We start from the raw sequence: 17,168 nt of genomic DNA, 5'->3' as shown, positions 1-17,168 counted from the left end.
GAGGGTGCCGTCGTCTTGGCGGAGTAGGTCGCGCCAGGTGAGTCCCTCGAGCGTCGGGAGAGCGCCGAGGAGCAGGAGCACGGCGGGTGCGCCGAGGAGGAGGGCGAGGATCGCGAGGCACGCCAGCGAGCCACGTATGCGGGTTCCAATCTCGGTGTCGGTCATCGTTCCTCCCCGTTGAGGCTGCGGACGAGTTCGGCTTCAGCGTCACCGTGGACGCGGACGGAGTTGATGCCGATGATGGATAGGAACCGGGTGCGGTAGGTGTCGGTGGCGCGTACATGGATCCGATCGCCGCGAACTCGTACGGCACCGTTGACTCCTGACTGGGCGAGGTAGGAATGGGCGGCCCGGCCAGCCGCGGCTGTGTCTATGTGGGCATACCTGCCTTCGATGGCTGGCGCAGCTTGTACTTCTTCGGCGCCGGTACGTGCAGCCTGGGCGGCGAGATCGTGGGTGCGCTGCTGTGCGTGGGCCTGCCCGCCGAGGTCGACGGCGAGTCCGACCAGGATGCTCATCGCGAAGGCGGCGGTGACCATCCAGATGGTCGCTGTGCCGCGCTCGTCTCGGATCCGGGGAGGCTGTGTCATTGCAGGCCTCTTTCCCGCCACGTGTCGATCGGGCTGCTCATTGTGGCGCGAATCAGGCGGCTGCCGGGCACACCCGGGACGGAGAGATCGGCGAGGTCGACGCGACAGGTCAATGTCACGGTGACGTCGGCGGCCTGTCCGGTTGGCACCCGGAATCCGCTGGTGTCGACGCTGACCTGGGCACTGCGGCAGCGAAGGTTCTGATTGTTGAGGCTGGTGGTCGTCTCGCGTCGTGCCGCGGAGTCGGCCTCGCCGGCGTCACGGGCGATGGAAGCTGTCCGTGCTGCGTCAGCGGCCGCTGACTGGAGGGCTTGGTGGGCGAGTGCTAGACGTCCGCCAGCGATGATCAGCCCGAGGAAGAGGAGGAAGGCGGACAGGCCGATCGCAGCCTCGATCGCCGCGGATCCGCGCTCGTCGCGCGGCCGGGCGGTCATCGGGTCTCACCTGGCGCCGTGAGGCGCTCGACCTCGGCACTTGCCCGCTGTGTGATGACCGGTCGCCAGCCCGGAATCACCGATAGCGCATGACCTCGAACGGTCACGGTCGCTGTTGTCGCGGTTCGCCGTGCGGAGGCCTTGGAGGACGCCAGAGAATCGCCGGCATCGGCAAGGTAGGCGTGCGCAGCCGCAACCCCGTCCTCGGATCCGGCTTGGTTTGCGGCAGCGGCCCGGGCGCCTTCCTGCGCGGCCGCGATGGCGATCGTGCGGGCGTGGTAGTAGAGCGCAGCCTGCATTCCGAGGAAGAGCACGGCGAACAATGCGGGAAGCAGAACGACCATCTCGATCGACATGGCACCCCGCTCATCTCGCCTGTAGGTTCCTCGGGACATGGGCGGTCTACCTGATCTTGCCCGACTCACTGGTGACGAACGCCCGTATCGCGGCAACCACGATCGCCACGATCGCAATGACCGCGACGGCCCAAAGCACATTCTCGATCGTGACCGAGCCGCGTTCGTCCTTGCGGCCGGGCGGCCGAAGCAGCCGCGCGCTGATCGCGAACCAGACGACGGAGAGGTTCGTGTAAAGACGGAGCATCAGATTGTCCTTTCAGCCGGGGATCATCCGGAGTAGCGACGGGGTGAGCAGGATGGCCATGAAGATGACTCCGAGTAGCGAGCCCGGGATGGACATGCGTTCACCGATGGCGTTGGCCTCGGTGAGCTCGTCGTTGAGCATGGCGGTGCGCATCGCTGCAGAGCGGGCGCGGAGGGTGGCGTAGGTAGCGGTTCCTTCCTCGCCGGAGAGGCGCATGATGTCGGCGAAGTCGTCGAGGTCGGGCAGGCCAAGGTCTCCTGCCAAGGTGTGCAGTGCGTCCCACGGCGGTAGCCCGGACCAGCGTGACCGGTTGAGCTCTTCGGTCAGCCGGGTGAAGACCCAGGAATCCCCGACGCTCGCGGCAGTCTCCATGGCCTGGCGTACGCCGGATCCGTTGGTCCGTTCGAGGGCGACCAGGTCGATGTAGGCTCCGAGTGCTCGGTTGAACTCGATGCGGGCCTTCTTGGCGTCGTCGATCGCGTTGTAGTTGGGAAGAAAGAACATGACCACTGCCAGTGCGATGCAGGCGATAGCGGGGATCGGGAACGACAAGCCGAGCCCGAGCACGGAGAGGAACGTTGCCAGCCCGATGGGGATCACGAACCCGAGCGCGGCGTATATGACCTTGTCGCCGTAGAACCGGGCCAGCGGGATCCGCAGCAGCGCCAGCTCGCGGGACGGCGTCCTGGCCCAGAAACCGACCGGGAGCGTACGCATCGCCCAGACCCCGACCCGCTCCTTGCCGCTCACGGTGCTCGTATCGGTCTCGGGTCGGTGGGTCGAGGTGTCGGAGAGGCGCTTGACTGCGTCGACGAGGTCGGGTTGGGCAGGGGTGAACCAGATGACCAGCAGCGCTAGGCCAAGGCCGATCAGGCCACCGGCGAGCATCATCAGCATCAGTGTCGAAGGAGTCATGCTCGCCCTCCCGGGACAGGCGTCAGGTTGCCGCGGCCCGGCTTGGGCGAATTGCCGCCGGGTGGGCCGATGATGCGCGGGAGCCGGCGGCCCCCGGCCATGCGACGCATCCACAACAGTGTCGCGACGTACGCGGTGAGCAACACTGCGAGGATGGCCTGGCCGAGTGGGCTTCCATACGGTTCGATGTAGGACCCGGCCAGGCCGAGCACGACCAGGACAGTCGTGCTGATGATGGTTACCCAGCGTGCTGTTGCGCGTGGTTTGGCGCGGTCGGCTTCGACCTGGCGGCGAGCTCGCACGTCGGCGGCGACCGACTCGGCCAGCCCATCGAGCACCTTGGCGAGGCCGGCGCCGCGGCGACGAGCGGCAAGGATGAGGTTGCCCGCGACCAGGTCACCGGTGGCGTCGTCGAGGTCGTTGGCGAACGCACGGATGGCGTCCTCGGTGGCCCACCGTGCCCTGAGCCTGGCGACCAGAAGGCCAACTTCCTCGGCGATCGGCGCGGGCGTCGACCGCGAGGTCGTGATCAGGGCCTGCTCGAGGCCCAGGCCGACAGTGAGTACGCCGGAGAGGGAGCGGGTCCACTCATCGAGTGCCTCGAGGACTTCGATGCGTTCCTTCGCGTCGGGAGCAGAGAGAAGATAGGGGAGGCCGACGATGGCCGCAGGCGCTATCACCAAGGCGAGGGGCCAGCCGGTCAGAAACCAGCCAAGGACGCCAACAGCGATGCCGGTGACCAGCAGGAGCCGCGTGCGGCGGGAGAAATGTGGCAGGCGTAGGAGGTGTCGGCGTGGCTCATCGGGGACCTCGACGCCGCGGAGTTCACCGATCAACTTGGCGATGCCGCCAGCGATGAGTCCGCCGCAGAGCGCGGCGATCAGAAGCTGGGTGGTCATCGCGGTTCTCCCGGTGGCTGTGTGGCGATGTAGGCGCCGAGGTCGAACCCGTGCTTGGCAAGTGCGCGGTAGTCCTCGGGCAGCACGGCCGGGACTGCGGTGCCGGCCCGGTCGGGCGCGAAGACGTGGGTGGTGGCGTATCCGGTCTCACGCTCACCTGGTGCGAGGGAGATGATCTCGGCGACCCGGCGGGTGCGCCGCGAGGTCCCGTTAGTGATCTCGGTCTCCAAGGAGAGCTGGACGATCAGGTCGACGGTGGCGGCGAGCTTGGAGGTCGCGAGCTCTTGGGTCACATGCGGCCCGGCCTCCATCGCACAGGTGACGAGCTTGCGGACGGCAGCGACGGCGTCGGAGGCGTGGGTGGTGGAGATGGAGCCGGTGCCGGACTCCATCGCCTTGATCATCGCCCAGATCTCCTTGCCGCGGACCTCGCCGACGATCTGCCGTGAGAGGTTGAACCGGAACGAGTCGACCAGCGCCTCATCCAGGCTGAACTCGCCGGCCTGGCGTCCGTCGGGGCCGCGTTCGCCGGAGCCGGGGCGGGCTTCCCAGGGGTGCACGATCGGGTGCCGCTCGGGGAGTAGGTGGAGGTGGAGCTCGTACTCGGTCTCGAAGGTCCCGATCGCCTCGGACGGGTCGATCTCCCCACAGAGCGCGCGGACGAGGGTGGTTTTGCCGGCACCCTGTGCGCCGGCGACGACGATCGACTTGCGGGCCCGGACTGCGGCTCGGAGGAAGGAGGCAGCGACCGGGGTGAGCATGTCGCGGTTCACGAGATCCTTCAGCGTCACCTCCATGAGTCGGTGGCGGCGGATGACGACCGAGGGGCGGGGCATTACCCAGGCAGCAGCGGCCAAGCGGGAGCCGTCGTCGAGGCGCAGGTGGAGCTTGGGTTGAGCCTCGGAGAAGCCGCGGGCGTTGACCTCGCTGCGGGAGGCGAGGAAGACCAGGAAGTCGATGAGCTCTTGGTCCGAGTCCGCCACCGGGGGACCAGGTATCTGGGTGCCGTCGACGAGGTCAAGGGTGACGTTGTCGTGGCCGCAGATGATGATGTTCTCGACTCGGTCGTCGTCGACCAGCGGTTGTAGCCGGCCGAGCCGGAACAGCGAGTCGAACACCGCCCGCGCAACGGCGTCTTGGAACTCCTGGTTCCACGACGGGTCACCGGCGTCGACGGCGTCGGCCATCGCGGCCTCGATCAGGTCCAGCACGATCGAACGACCGAGCTCTTCCTGTGCCCGACGGTCCAGGGCATCTGACTCTGCCGCGACGGCCTGGGAGAGCTGTTCAGAGGCTTGGGCGCGTAGCGACCCGACCAGCGCCCAGTCCATGTCTCTCGACGGCTCGGCATCGCGGCGGTTGGGCACTAGGGGAGCGGTAAACGAAGGACGTCCATTCGGCTGTGCCGACCCGTCATCGACCGCCCGGAGCGTGGGCGCGAACAGGGGAAGGGTGGTGACGTCAGGACGGTAGGGCTCCCACGGGTTGGTCATCGTGCAGCCTCCGCTGCCACCGCGGCGCGGGAGCGACCGACCTCGGCCTGTAGCTCCTCGGTCGTTGCCCGCAGTGACCGGGCGTACGGCCCGGTGCTGAAGTGCCGCGGCCGCGGCGCGCCGCGGTGGAAGACCGCCGCGCCCGCCGGGTCGTCGGCGATCTCAGCGACGGTCGTGAGGCCGAGCAACCTTGAGACCTCGCGAGACGTATAGGGCATGCCCTCGCCGACGAGCAGGAGGCCGGGCCAGCGCCATCCGACCCCGGGTCGGGTGACGCTCTCTGCCCACGACTGCGCGGCCACTAACGCGGGGAGGTCGGTGCGTATGACAAGAAGGGTCAGATCAGCCGCGCACAGCAGAGGTTCGGGAGAACCGATCAGCCCGAGTCGGCCCGCATCGACGATCACGTCCTGGCCGGTCGCCTCGAGCTCAGAGAGCACCTCGGCAAGGCTCACCCAGTGGTCGCGAAGGGCTGCGGCTTGGATGTGGGTGCGGGTCCCCGCGACGTACGAGATCGTCGTGCCCGGGATCGGCGCAGCGATCCGCGGCAGCGTCTCCGCAGCCCCGAGAGGCGACAGCAGCAGGTCAACCAGATCGGGCCCGGGCTGGGTGTGCCCGCGCAAGTAGCCGGCCAGGATCGATGACCCGCCGGTCGGGTCGGCCTCGACGACGAGCACTGGCCGGGGCCACTCCATCGCGAGTCCGAGCGCTGTGGTGGAGACGCCCGGTGACCCGGAGGCGGAAGCGAGTGCGATGACGGCCATCAGCGCTCCAACGGGTCTACTACGAGGGCGATGTTTCCGGTGCTGGCCCGATCGGCGAGCACGGCGGCGTCGGCGTAGGGAACCAGCACGTTGACCACGGTGTTGCCCGAGACCTCATCGGTACTCGAGTCGATGACCTCGGCACTCGTAGTCAGCGGCGCACCCGACGAAGTCTCGCCGCCTTCGCCGGTCGTCGCCACGAGCCGAACCTTGTCCCCGCTGCGTGGCGTGATTGCCGGCACCTGCGCGGGAGTCAACGAGATGCCGACGATCGACTGACCAGCCGGGGGCATGTTGTCGTCCGTTGCCATCTCCGGGGTCAGCAGCCCGCCGGCTGCGACGTCGAGAGCCGCTCGCTTGCCGACGAGCTCGTCGACGTCGTCGCCAGGGATGACCTTCAGGGTGTTGTCGCCAGAGATCTGCGTGGTGGTGAGATCGTCGGCCGTGATGACGGCTCCGCGAGGGATCGTGGTTCGGGCGGCTACTACCGCCTCGCTCGTCGTCGTGGCTGTCCATCCCCATGCGGCGATGGCGGCACCGATGAAGATCGCCGCGATCGTCGCGACGATGTGGACGGGTCGGCGCCGGATCTTGGGCGGTGGAACCAGGCGCGGCACAGGCGCCTTCCCGATGAACCTGTTCTCCTCGCTTGCTGCCTTAGTCATGCCCTACCCGCCCCCTTGTGCCCGGCTATCGCACGAGCACCTGCGCTTCCCCGACCGCGATCTCAACCGAACGGCTCAACCCGTCCAGCCGGATCGTCCCGGTCTGTCCAGCTCCCTCCCAGGTGATCACCCACGCTGAGGTCGCCGTGACGGTGTACGTCCCGCCCGACTCCCTCGCAGAGGACAACCTGTAGACGTGGCCGCAGTCCGGCGACGCCTTCTTCCCGAAAGACGCCTCATACGGCGTCCCCGCGGTACGGCACTCAACCGTGGTGCCGTCTCCCATGTCCCAGGTGATCTCACGCACCCGCGCCGTCGCGGTCACCGTAATCCCACCCGCCGATGCCGACGCCGTCGCCGGGCCGAACGTGTGGCTGTCCGGCGTCCTCGCCCACAGCCACACCGGCATCCCGACCAGACCGACGCTGTCCTGTCCAGGCTCGGGCGTGATGCCGATGTCGATCGCCGAGAGATTCATCTTCTCGACCGCCATCTGCGCAACCTCGCGCGGACTCGGTCCTGCCGCAGCGCCAGGTGGTGGCACGGCTGCCCAGATCTGAACAAGAAGGTTGGTTTGCGGCTGGAAGCAGTCATAGACAGACCCGTCGCCAGGCTCGTGTCCCCGCCACACCGGGTCACCGGCTGGCGGAGCCGGGCTCGATGGCTGGATGTAGCAGTTGTACGCGTTCGTCCATGACCCGTACGGCGAGCTGCACGGCACCGTTGCCGCGCTTCCCGGCACGCCCTGCTTGGACGGGTCGAAGTAGCACGAACTGCCGCTACCGGTGTCCTTCGGTCCGTCATTGCCGGTCTGATCGTTGTGGCCAGACCCGCCATTGCCACCGGGAACTTCGACCGAGAGTTTGCACTGTCCTGTGAGCGGATCAGTGACTCGGCAGACCGTGTCCGCGTACGCCTGGCCCAGGCCGAGCACCGCCAGGCCTGCGGCGACGCAGACCAGGACGAGTGCTCGGATCAGGATTCGCATGGTGGCTGCTTGAGATCCTGTGCGGAGGCGACGCGCCAACCGGTCAGCGGGTCGGTGCGGTAGTCGTAGTTGGCCACGATGTAGCGCGTCCACCCGATGTCGGCGCGGCCTGGGCTGACCACCGACTTGCCGCTGGCGTCGACGAGATCGGCACCGCTGACGTCCCAACAGACATCGACGGTCACGGTCGGCACCTTCCCCGCTTCCGGGTCGGAATTGTCGAGGTTCACGCTCTCGACCGACGTGTCAGCCACCTCGGTGTCTCCGACCTGGCGCAGCTTCTGCGTCCGCTCACCCTCCAGCAGGTGGCGGTCGGCGCTCAGTTGTGTGCTCGTCTCGACCTTGGACAGTGCGTCGATCGACTCGCTGTGGTCTTGGCGAAGGCGATCGAGAGTCGCGTAGTAACTATGAACAGTCGTCGTTGCCGCCTTCCCGGCGGCTTCGGAGTCGGACGTTTGACTCGCGGTCGGCTCTGTCGTGCTGTGCGCCCGCGGACTCGACGGCGACGTACTGGGGCCGCTCTGGGCACACGAGGTGACGGCGGCAAGCGCCAGAACGCAAGTCGCGACGATCGGAATTCGGCGGGGTCGCATCAATGGGTTCACCTTCCTCGCTGAGCGGGTTGGGCTCTTCGAGGCTGTGTATCGTTCCGGACCGAGGGCCCGAGATTTCTGCGTATCGGTCTATTAGGCACCTGTAGTTTCCCTTTACGCAACAGCAAATTTCGTGGTCATGTCATCCAGTTACACGACCGAAACGCGAGCCATGTCGTTGAGCGGCGCTCGGCATCCTGTCGCACCCATGCTCCCCCTGCGCGGCTTAACACCGGGGGAGCAACTCGGGGGTGCATAGCGTTTTCGCTGGTCAGCCGGATGCTCCTCAAGATGTCTCACGCCTTCACCAGCACGACGAGGAGGGCCTGCAGAGCATCGTCGCGATCGCGAGGGTGTCTACTTGGAAGGGATCCGGCTACGCCCCTGGGCGCGTAAATCCACTTGACTGAAATCGGAGAAAAATCCGAACGAGAACCGGCTTTGGGGGAGAACGGCGTGTCTCGGTTGGGCGCCTTCGTGAGGCATCGGCCGCTCGGTGTCGACTGGTGGGTCAACGGATCATGGTGCACGTCGAGTGCCTGCTCGACCAACTGACTAAGAAGGTTCGACGAGACATCACTCGCGAGGTGTCCGCTCGTGACCTGACGCCACGGCGGGCTGACTTCGACCGAGCTCACGACACCGAAAGGACCTATGGGTCGGGTACAAAGATGGCTGACTGACTCCGATGGGGTCGTACCGTTGCGGCTGCGCCGTTGGCGTCCCCGATGATGATCAGCCATCCTCCGCCTCGCCAAGACCCGATCCCCACCCTTCTTCAGCGTCACACACTTGCAGATCGAGGGATAAGGCCGCGGATTGGCTCCTGGATTAGTCGTCCCGGGCTTGATCGGGCGCGCTGCAGTGATGGCGTCGTGGCAGGAGTGACGAGGGTTCCATCACGCCGAGGGAGCAAGTTGGCCAGTCGCCCAGTACCGGTTCCGTGGCAAGAAGCATCCTCCCAGCGGTCCCTACGAAGACGATCACGCCTAGAGGACAGGTCCGAGCGGCGGAGGTAGCGTCATCAGGATACGGAGGATCTCCGGGGCTACCACGAAATGGGTTGCTCGAACGCCAGACTCATACTCAGCGCGAAGTGGATCAGGTGCGGTTGACGGAAGGTAGCCTTCGCGAACGAGGTCGGCGCTGATCCGTCTGGTCGGGCGAGTGAATCCCCGTAGTGATCGCGACGGTGGGTAGTCCGCCAAGCGATACACCGCGGCGCGGTCTATCGCGCCGCCGTTTGCGGCTGCTGTCCGGAGCACGTCGAACTGGGCCGGATGCGAGCCCTCCAAACGCCTCAAGAGTTCGGTCACGGCCTGGGTGGTCCATGTGCCCAGTGGCGCCCCTGGAGCCGTCTTTGGGTCGTCATAGGTGGGCGGGAGCTCCACAGTGGCATCTGACCAGACGAGGTCAATCCGTCGCTTGGCGCGGAGTTCTGATGGTGCACCCGCGTGGGTCGGCACCTCGACCTCGAAGTCGGGCGTACGGGGTTCGTTGCTTGTGGGGACAAGTCGCACCATGTGGTCCTCGAGGAAAAAGGTGACATCTGTGAGGGTGTTCGACAGGTGGTCGTCAGCCCGCTGAGACTTGTCGGTGAGTAGCCACGACTCCAAGATCCCAGGCAGGCCTAGCGTTAGACGTACTCCCGGACTTCGGTCGTCGTACAGGACCCACTCGCCTGCGGCACCCTTGCGGTGGCCATGTCGGTTGAAGTTGGTCTTGACTTCAATGGTGTGCCTGTCGGCCACGGCTTCGGCAAGCTCCTCGATGCCGGCGGGGAGCATGGCCAGGATGAATGGTGACCGCGTGAATCCGAGCAGCAGCCCTTCGCCGGAGGGCCCAGCGTCGAGATTGCGCGCCAGACACGATGCGACATCCAGGACGAGGTTGGAGTCGAGGCCGGCGAAGTCATGACGACCGCTGGCCTCACCTGAGGCGCCGAGACTCTCGCGGATGGCTGAACGCACGGAGCGAGTCGGGAATGACCGAAGTCGCGATGCCTCGGCGCTCTTGCGGAGGTAATCAGCAGCACCGCGTACGGCGTCCCGCAGGTGGTCGAACGCCTGGCCGGAGAGATCGATCAGCGAGATGTGGTGCGCCAGCGCGAACTTCTGGGCAGGAGCGGTGAATCCAGAGACCGAGAAGAGAGCGTACCGATAGTGGAAGCGGCTCAGGTAGTGACGTGCTGTGAGCCGGCCCCCGTCGCTGCGGTAGTACTCATTGACGTCGTAAACGACGCCATGTGCGTTGCGGACGGTCGGTAGATCGATTGGCGAGTTTCTGAACTTGGCCTCGACGAAGAGGCGGGTTGGGAATGTGAACGGAGTTGGGGACAGCAGGTCACCCAGGACGTCGACCTGGTGCTCGGCGCCGCGTCCGCGAACCAGCAGCCCGTGACTTCCGTCGCGGAGGGCTTCTGGGTCGTCCGCCTCGCTCTCAAGGAGCCTGTAGCCGTTGCGACGGATCAGGCGTGCGAGGACCTCCTCGAGGATGTATCCGGCCAATGCGCTCGACGAAATCACCGATGGGGCCCTTGCGTCCGGTCGAAATTGGGATTCGCTGGCGGGTAGTCGAAGGTACTCGCGTCATCTGTCGCGACGACGAGTTCGATGATTCGAGGGCTGGTGATCATCGAGGTTGAAGTGGGCGCCGTCAGTCACCTAAGCATCGTAGGGGGCACGGTCGTGAGGTGACTGACATTCCCCCGATCTCGAATTCGGCTCGACGCCACACGGGGGTGCTTGCGCACCTCGGTCTTGGAGGTGTGAGTCGTGGTTGTCTCGATGCGGGTGATGTCGGCGGGGACTGGATATCAGTACCTGTTGCGCAGCGTCGCCGCTGGCGAAGGGGAGCGTTCGCTGTCCGCTCCGATCACTCGTTATTACGCAGAGGCCGGTACGCCGCCGGGGCGATGGCTGGGGTCGGGGCTGGGCGCCCTCGGGTCCGGTGAGCTCTCCTCGGGTGACCCGGTGACAGAGCCTCAGCTCGCATTGTTGATCGGGCTTGGGCGGGACCCGATCTCGGGGGAGCAGCTTGGACGGTCCTATCCGGTCTACGGGTCGGTGGAGGAACGTGTTGCTAGGCGCGTGGCAGCACTCGATGGTGGCCTGATAGGGGAGGAGCGTGCCTCTGCGAAGGCCAGGATCGAGGCGGAGGAGGCCGTGGTCTCGCGTCGTCGGCCGGTGGCCGGCTACGACGTGACTTTCAGCGTCCCCAAGTCGGTCTCCACGCTGTGGGGTGTGGCGGACGCCAACCTGCAAGAGATGATCCTCGAGGCCCACCACGGTGCGGTGGCCGAGGTCCTCGATTATGTCGAGAGGGAGGTCGCCGCCACGCGCACCGGGGTCGCAGCAATCAACGGCGCCGTTGCTCAGGTCGGCGTGCGCGGGATCATCGCGTCCGCGTTCGACCACTGGGACTCCCGATCTGGCGACCCTCAGTTGCACACTCACGTGGTGATCTCGAACAAGGTTCAGGCGGTGCTGGACGGACGGTGGCGCAGCCTGGACGGCCGGCCGATGCATGCGGCGATCACCGCTCTGTCCCCGTACTACGACGCGCTGCTCGCCGACCGGCTGACCGGCATGTTCGGCATCGACTGGGAGCAGCGTGTACGCGGCACCAACATGCACCCGCACGCCGAGATCTCTGGCGTGCCAGAGCGTCTCCTCGCCGAGTTCTCCAGCCGCGCCCGAGACATCGACCGAGCTGTCGAGCGCTTGGTCATCGAATACGTCGCCAGCCACGGACGTCATCCGAGCAACGCGATCAGGATCCGGCTGCGAGCTCAGGCCACCATCGAGACCCGTCCCGAGAAGGAGATCCGCTCTCTTCGGGATCTGACCCGAGAGTGGCGTGCCCGCGCCGGTCGTGTTCTCGGCACCGACCCGGTTACTTGGGCGCGAGCAGTCGCCACCACCGGCACACCTTCATGCTTGTTGCCGCAGGACATCTCGACCGAGGCCATCGCCGAAGTCAGCGCGGAGGTGGTGGCTGCGGTTGGCAAGAAGCGGTCGACCTGGCGGCGCTGGAACCTCTGGTCCGAAGCATCGCGCCAGACGATGCACTGGCGCTTTGCAAGCGCCGAGGATCGGGAACAAGTCATCACCCGAGTCGTGGCCGCAGCCGAAGACCTCTCGGTCGCCCTGACGCCGGCCGAACTGGCCCCGTCTCCGCCAGAGTTTCGTCGCGACGACGGCACCAGCGTCTTCCGCCCGCGCCACTCAACGCTCTACTCCTCGACCGAGATCCTCGCCGCCGAGGACCGCCTCCTCGCCCGCGCCGAGTACCTGTACGCCCCACGCGTACCCGCCCGGATCGTCGAGCGTGTCGCCCGCCACGCACGCGACGGCCACCGTCTCACCACCACCCAAGGCGGCGCCCTCGTCGCCGTCGCGACCTCAGGGCGTCAACTCGACGTCCTCGTCGGCCCGGCTGGCGCGGGAAAGACCACCGCGATGAACGCATTGCGGATCGCTTGGCGAAAGGTGCACGGGCCGGGCGCCGTGATCGGGCTTGCTCCGTCGGCCGCCGCTGCCGCGGTCCTCGCCGCCGACCTCGGGATCCCGTGCGAGAACACTGCCAGATGGCTGACTCTGCACGCCCGCGGCCGGACGGCGTTTCGCCGTGACCAGCTCGTCATCATCGATGAAGCGACCCTGGCCGACACCGCCACCCTCGACCGCATCACCGCCCTAGCGGCCGAGGCCGGCGCCAAGGTGCTTCTCGTCGGCGACTGGGCCCAGCTCCAGTCGGTCGACGCCGGCGGCGCGTTCGGCATGCTCGCCCAAGCCCGCCCCGACATGCCCGAGCTCACCGAGATCCACCGGTTCACCCACGACTGGGAGAAGACCGCCTCCCTCGGCCTCCGCGCTGGCCGGCCCGAGTCCATCGCGGCATACGCCCGCAACCATCGCCTACGCGACGGCACCACCCAGGAGATGCTCAACAGCGCCTATGAGTCGTGGACGCGCGACACCGAGCTGGGTCTCAGGAGCGTCCTGGTCGCCGAGTCCACAGACCTGGTCCGCTCCCTGAACGCCCAGGCGCGCGCGGACCGCGTCCTGTCCGGCGCAACGGAAAGTGCCCGCGAGGCAGCTCTCTCCGATGGCAACCGCGCCTCGGCGGGCGACTACGTCATCACTCGCCACAACAACCGCCGGCTGCGTACGTCGTCCGGCCTCTGGGTCCGCAACGGCGACCTTTGGCGGGTCAAGTTTGTGCGCCGCGACGGCGCCCTCGTTGTACGACCAGGCTCTGGCGGCCACCGGGCGGCGATCGTCCTCCCGCCAGAGTACGTTGCCAGCCATGTAGAACTCGGCTACGCCATAACGACCCACCGCGCCCAGGGACTCACCGTCGACACAGCCCACGTCCTGGCCTCTTCGCGCACCACGAGGGAGAACCTGTACGTTGGGATGACCCGCGGACGCGAGTCAAACCAGGCGTACGTCGCCCTCGACCAACCCGACGAGAGCCATGCCGCGCCGATGACTGATGAAGACCTCACCGCCAGCAACGTTCTCTATGGGGTCCTCCAGCACGCCGGCACCGAGCTATCCGCCCACCAGGCGGCCGCCGCAGAGGCATTGGCAAGTGGGTCGATCGCGCAACTCGCCGCTGAGTACGAGACCATCGCAGCCGCCGCACAGCGGGGACGGTGGACGGCCCTGGTGCATTCCTCTGGACTGACGAGAGCTCAGGCAGACGCTGTGCTTTCCTCCAATGCATTCGGCCCGATGAGCACCATGCTGCGCCTTGCAGAGACCCTCGGTCATGACGTGGCTCAACTGCTCCCGAGTGTCGTCGCACGGCACAATGTGGATGACGCCGCGGATATCGCGGCCGTCCTCAGGCACCGGTTGCGACTAACGACACGCAGCGCTCCTCACCCGTCAGGCCGCTTCGTCGCCGGCCTAATCCCAGCTGCTCTTGGGCCAATGACCCAAGAGCATCGCGAGGCCCTTGACCGCCGAGCAGAGTTGATCGAACAGAGGGCACACGAGCTGGTGGAGCAGGCCCTGCGTTCCCGCGAGCCTTGGGTTGTCCGCGCAGGGAGTGCTCCAAGTGAGAGCCAAGATGCGGAGCGCTGGAAATCACTCCTCTGTGTTGTCGCCGCATACCGTGACCGCTACCACTGCGACAGCGACCTGCCGGTCGGCGTACGTTCTGCAACGGAGGCTGAGCACGCTGACAGAACGCGCGCACGTCAAGCTTGGTTAGTTGCGGCGGAACTCGGATACCGGGATCGTGTGCCGCCAGTTCAAGGTCTACGCCTCGATCGGCCAGTCATGCCGGGTTGATTCGCAATTGCTCATCAACACCGGCCGCGGAATCGATGGAGGATCGATCTTGGGTACGACCAACACCGACGTCCCTTCGGTTTGCCGACAGTTCAAGGAGCCTCTTCGTCCGCTCGCAGGCTAGAGGCGGCAAACGCGGTAGCTTGGCGTTCTCAGGTCGGAGACACGCTTGATGGACGCAGACTGCCGCGGCGCACCTCACTGCCCGTCGAGGCCTGCCAAGCGTGCACCGAATCGGGCCAACAGAGATGTGCGCTGTTGTTGCCGTTGTCGTTCCCACGCGTCCGCAGTCTCGAACAGGTGGTACATGGTGTGGACTCCGAGCCAACGCAGGGGCTCCGGTTCCCATCGGGGTGATCGGTGCCCTACGAGGGGGATGCGAGTGAGTTCGGTTGCGCGGTTGAGGGTCAGGTCCACCATCGCGCGGGCGGCCAAGTTTGCGCTTGTGACGCCGTGACCGGCGTAGCCGTAGGCGGCGGTCAGGCCGCGCGGGTCGTGGGTGATCTTGGCGCACCAGTCACGTGTAACCCCGAGAACTCCCGACCAGCTCGAGTCGGCCGTTAGATGAATGTCGGGGAAGTAGTCGGCCAGCCTAGCCAGGAGTGCTCGGGTCGTGCTGGCTGGCGTCCGGCCCTTTAGGTTCGTGTTGGACGCGAATCGGTATGGGTTTCCTCGACCCCCGATGGCGATGCGATCGTCTTGCGTGCGTTGCGCATAAACGAAGGTGTGCGCCGCGTCGCTGAAGCATTCTCTGTTCTCCCAGCCGATGTGCTGCCACGCGTCTTGGCTGAGCGGTGGCGTGACGATCATTGAGCTGTTGATGGGAATCACTTGCCGTTTGCCGAGGAGGGCACCTCCGTAGCCCTCGGTGCAGACGAGTACGTGGTCGGCCTCGACGGACCCCGTCGGAGTCGTCAGTCGTCCCGGACTCACGGTCACGGCCGGAGATCGCTCGAAGATGCGGACGCCCGCGTCTTCGACAGCTGTGGCGAGTCCATCGACGAGCTTGGCTGGATGGATTCGGGCGACCGTCGGGTAATAGAGGCCGCCTATTGCGCCATGAACGTTGATGCGCTGCTTTGCTTCGCTGGCGCTGACCAGACGGCACTCGACATCGGTGAGTCCGAACTCGCGATCGGCGCGGCAGCGAGCTTTCAGTCGATGTAGTTCGGCGGGGGTCGATGCGACAACGAGGTTGCCGCCCTGGACGGCATCTATGGCGAGGTTGAGTGATGCGGCTTCACTCAGTACCTCCTCGACGGCCTCGATCATGAGCCTCTGCAGGGCGAGGGTGCGGTCCTTCCCTGCCTGATGGGCATACACGCTTCGATTGCCGGGAACGAGATGGGAAAGCCAGCCACCGTTCCTACCCGATGCCCCGGCACCCACATGGTGCGCTTCGAGGATCGCTATGCGGGTGCCAGGTGCATTTCGGAGTAGGTAGTGCGCTGCCCACAGTCCGGTGTAGCCACCGCCAACGATCGCCACGTCGTAAGCGCGATGTCCGTGCAGGGGTGTGCGGGATGAGCGTGCTGGGTTGACGTCATGTAGCCAGTGGGATGCAGGCGTGCCGGTGCGGGTGGGCAGAATCATGGTTCAGACGAGTTCGGCTTCGTGCTTGGGCAGGGCGAAGCAGGCAATGGCCATAAGGATGGCGACGAACGCAGCCAATCCGGCGACCGGCCAAACGGATTCGTATCGTCCGAGGAGCCAGGTGGCGGTGATCGGTCCCAGGCCGCCGCCGATCGCGCCTGCGAAGTGGTAGCACAGACTGGTTCCGCTGTATCGGACGGCAGGATCGAAAAGCCCGGACACTTCGCCGGCCAGAACGCCATAGGAGGTCCCGACAAAGACCATGGACACTCCGACCGCCAGGTATAGCGCGGGCGCCGTGGCGGCGTTCATGAGCACGAAGGCCGGGGCTGCCCACAAGAGCATGCCGAGCGCCGAGTAGATCGCGACTTTCCGGGCGGTGACCCGGCGAGCAAGGAAGACGCCTACGACGATGGAAACAGACTCGACGACGGCCGCGAGAATATTGACTGGAATGACGACGGAACGTGACATGCCCAGCGTCTGAGTGGTGTAAGTGAGCGCGAAGGTGGTCAGCATGTAGTAGGTAAGGAACACGCCCACGAAGGCGAACGTGCCGATGAGAACGAAGCGCCCTTGCCGGCGGAACACCTCCAGGATGGGGAGGCTGCTGCGTTCCTGCTGGTCGAGCGTCCTCTGGAACTCCGGCGTCTCGGCGATCTTGAGTCGAATGGCAAGCCCGACGGGGATGAGGAGTGCAGAGGCGAGGAACGGGATCCGCCACGCCCATTCGACGAGTGCGTCGTCAGAGGCAGACGTTGACAGCACGGTGAACACGGCCGTGGCGATCAGCAGTCCGCCGGGTGATCCGAGCTGTGCGAAGGACCCGTACAGCACCTTCTGACGCGGGGATGCGTACTCAGTCGCGATGAGGACTGCTCCGCCCCATTCGCCACCGACTGCGAGCCCTTGCAGGATGCGTAGGAGGATAAGCGCCAGCGGCGCCAGGTTGCCGATTGTGGCGTGGGACGGGAGCAGTCCGATGAGGAACGTCGAGGTGCCCATCAGCAAGAGCGTCACGATGAGGGTGGACTTGCGGCCGATTCGGTCACCGAAGTGTCCGAAGAGCGCCGCTCCGAGCGGGCGGACAACGAAGCCGACGCCGTAGGTCATGAATGCGAGGAGGGTGCCGATCAGTGGCGTAGTCTCCGGGAAGAACACCTCGTTGAAGACCAAGGCGGCGGCGGTGCCGTAGATGAAAAAGTCATACCACTCGATTGTCGTTCCGATGAAGGAGGCGCTGGCTAGGCGCGGCAATGAGACGGAGCTCTTATCTTTGTGATGGGTCGCAGAAGTGGACATGGCTGCCTCCGGGCATGGTGGATG

The 17,168-nt window shown here is 66.1% G+C and carries 15 protein-coding genes; 1 reads left to right on the top strand and 14 read right to left on the bottom strand.

What is annotated here, in order from left to right; all coding sequences use genetic code 11:
* Nucleotides 1–161: 161 nt before the first annotated feature.
* The 12 genes from ABZU72_RS12000 to ABZU72_RS11945 all read right to left on the bottom strand — a co-directional run bounded on the left by ABZU72_RS12000 (nt 162) and on the right by ABZU72_RS11945 (nt 10,451).
* The gene (locus ABZU72_RS12000; protein ID WP_355019078.1) at nt 162–590 is read right to left on the bottom strand and encodes a pilus assembly protein TadG-related protein; all 429 of its coding nucleotides are present in this window, start codon (nt 588–590) and stop codon (nt 162–164) included.
* A complete protein-coding gene (locus tag ABZU72_RS11995; protein ID WP_355019077.1) occupies nt 587–1,024 on the bottom strand; it encodes a TadE family protein in 438 nt (145 codons plus the stop codon). Before ABZU72_RS11995 ends, ABZU72_RS12000 begins: the two co-directional genes overlap by 4 nt.
* A complete protein-coding gene (locus ABZU72_RS11990) occupies nt 1,021–1,380 on the bottom strand; it encodes a TadE/TadG family type IV pilus assembly protein (protein WP_355019076.1) in 360 nt (119 codons plus the stop codon). The genes ABZU72_RS11995 and ABZU72_RS11990 overlap by 4 nt, the downstream gene beginning before the upstream one ends.
* A 46-nt stretch (nt 1,381–1,426) precedes the next feature.
* A complete protein-coding gene (locus ABZU72_RS11985; RefSeq protein ID WP_355019075.1) occupies nt 1,427–1,627 on the bottom strand; it encodes a hypothetical protein in 201 nt (66 codons plus the stop codon).
* A gap of 12 nt (nt 1,628–1,639) precedes the next feature.
* Complete coding sequence (locus ABZU72_RS11980) at nt 1,640–2,542, bottom strand: type II secretion system F family protein (protein WP_355019074.1); 903 nt, start codon at nt 2,540–2,542, stop codon at nt 1,640–1,642.
* Nucleotides 2,539–3,441 carry a type II secretion system F family protein gene (locus ABZU72_RS11975; RefSeq protein WP_355019073.1) on the bottom strand — a complete coding sequence of 301 codons (903 nt, stop codon included), beginning with the start codon at nt 3,439–3,441 and terminating at the stop codon, nt 2,539–2,541. The genes ABZU72_RS11980 and ABZU72_RS11975 overlap by 4 nt, the downstream gene beginning before the upstream one ends.
* Nucleotides 3,438–4,934, bottom strand: a complete 1,497-nt coding sequence (locus ABZU72_RS11970; protein ID WP_355019072.1) for an ATPase, T2SS/T4P/T4SS family — start codon at nt 4,932–4,934, stop codon at nt 3,438–3,440. Before ABZU72_RS11970 ends, ABZU72_RS11975 begins: the two co-directional genes overlap by 4 nt.
* The gene (locus ABZU72_RS11965) at nt 4,931–5,698 is read right to left on the bottom strand and encodes a hypothetical protein (RefSeq protein WP_355019071.1); all 768 of its coding nucleotides are present in this window, start codon (nt 5,696–5,698) and stop codon (nt 4,931–4,933) included. The genes ABZU72_RS11970 and ABZU72_RS11965 overlap by 4 nt, the downstream gene beginning before the upstream one ends.
* Nucleotides 5,698–6,363: an SAF domain-containing protein gene (locus ABZU72_RS11960; protein ID WP_355019070.1), complete on the bottom strand. Its 666-nt coding sequence runs from the start codon at nt 6,361–6,363 to the stop codon at nt 5,698–5,700. Before ABZU72_RS11960 ends, ABZU72_RS11965 begins: the two co-directional genes overlap by 1 nt.
* A gap of 25 nt (nt 6,364–6,388) precedes the next feature.
* Nucleotides 6,389–6,856 carry a hypothetical protein gene (locus ABZU72_RS11955; RefSeq protein ID WP_355019069.1) on the bottom strand — a complete coding sequence of 156 codons (468 nt, stop codon included), beginning with the start codon at nt 6,854–6,856 and terminating at the stop codon, nt 6,389–6,391.
* 482 nt (nt 6,857–7,338) lie between these two features.
* Nucleotides 7,339–7,944: a hypothetical protein gene (locus ABZU72_RS11950; RefSeq protein WP_355019068.1), complete on the bottom strand. Its 606-nt coding sequence runs from the start codon at nt 7,942–7,944 to the stop codon at nt 7,339–7,341.
* A gap of 989 nt (nt 7,945–8,933) precedes the next feature.
* Complete coding sequence (locus ABZU72_RS11945) at nt 8,934–10,451, bottom strand: hypothetical protein (protein WP_355019067.1); 1,518 nt, start codon at nt 10,449–10,451, stop codon at nt 8,934–8,936.
* Between the two features lie 267 nt (nt 10,452–10,718).
* Between ABZU72_RS11945 and mobF the strand changes: the two genes are divergently transcribed.
* The gene (gene mobF, locus ABZU72_RS11940) at nt 10,719–14,249 is read left to right on the top strand and encodes a MobF family relaxase (protein ID WP_355019066.1); all 3,531 of its coding nucleotides are present in this window, start codon (nt 10,719–10,721) and stop codon (nt 14,247–14,249) included.
* Between the two features lie 198 nt (nt 14,250–14,447).
* Here the strand turns inward: mobF and ABZU72_RS11935 are convergent, their stop codons facing one another.
* Nucleotides 14,448–15,842, bottom strand: a complete 1,395-nt coding sequence (locus ABZU72_RS11935) for an FAD-dependent oxidoreductase (protein WP_355019065.1) — start codon at nt 15,840–15,842, stop codon at nt 14,448–14,450.
* Nucleotides 15,843–15,845: 3 nt separating this feature from the next.
* Nucleotides 15,846–17,144, bottom strand: coding sequence for an MFS transporter (locus tag ABZU72_RS11930; protein WP_355019064.1), 1,299 nt, complete (start codon nt 17,142–17,144; stop codon nt 15,846–15,848).
* Nucleotides 17,145–17,168: the final 24 nt, after the last annotated feature.

This window comes from Nocardioides sp. NPDC004968 (genome assembly GCF_040608935.1).
Lineage (GTDB): Bacteria > Actinomycetota > Actinomycetes > Propionibacteriales > Nocardioidaceae > Nocardioides.
Note: the sequence above shows the minus strand (reverse complement) of the source record. Positions and strands in the feature narration are given on the sequence as shown.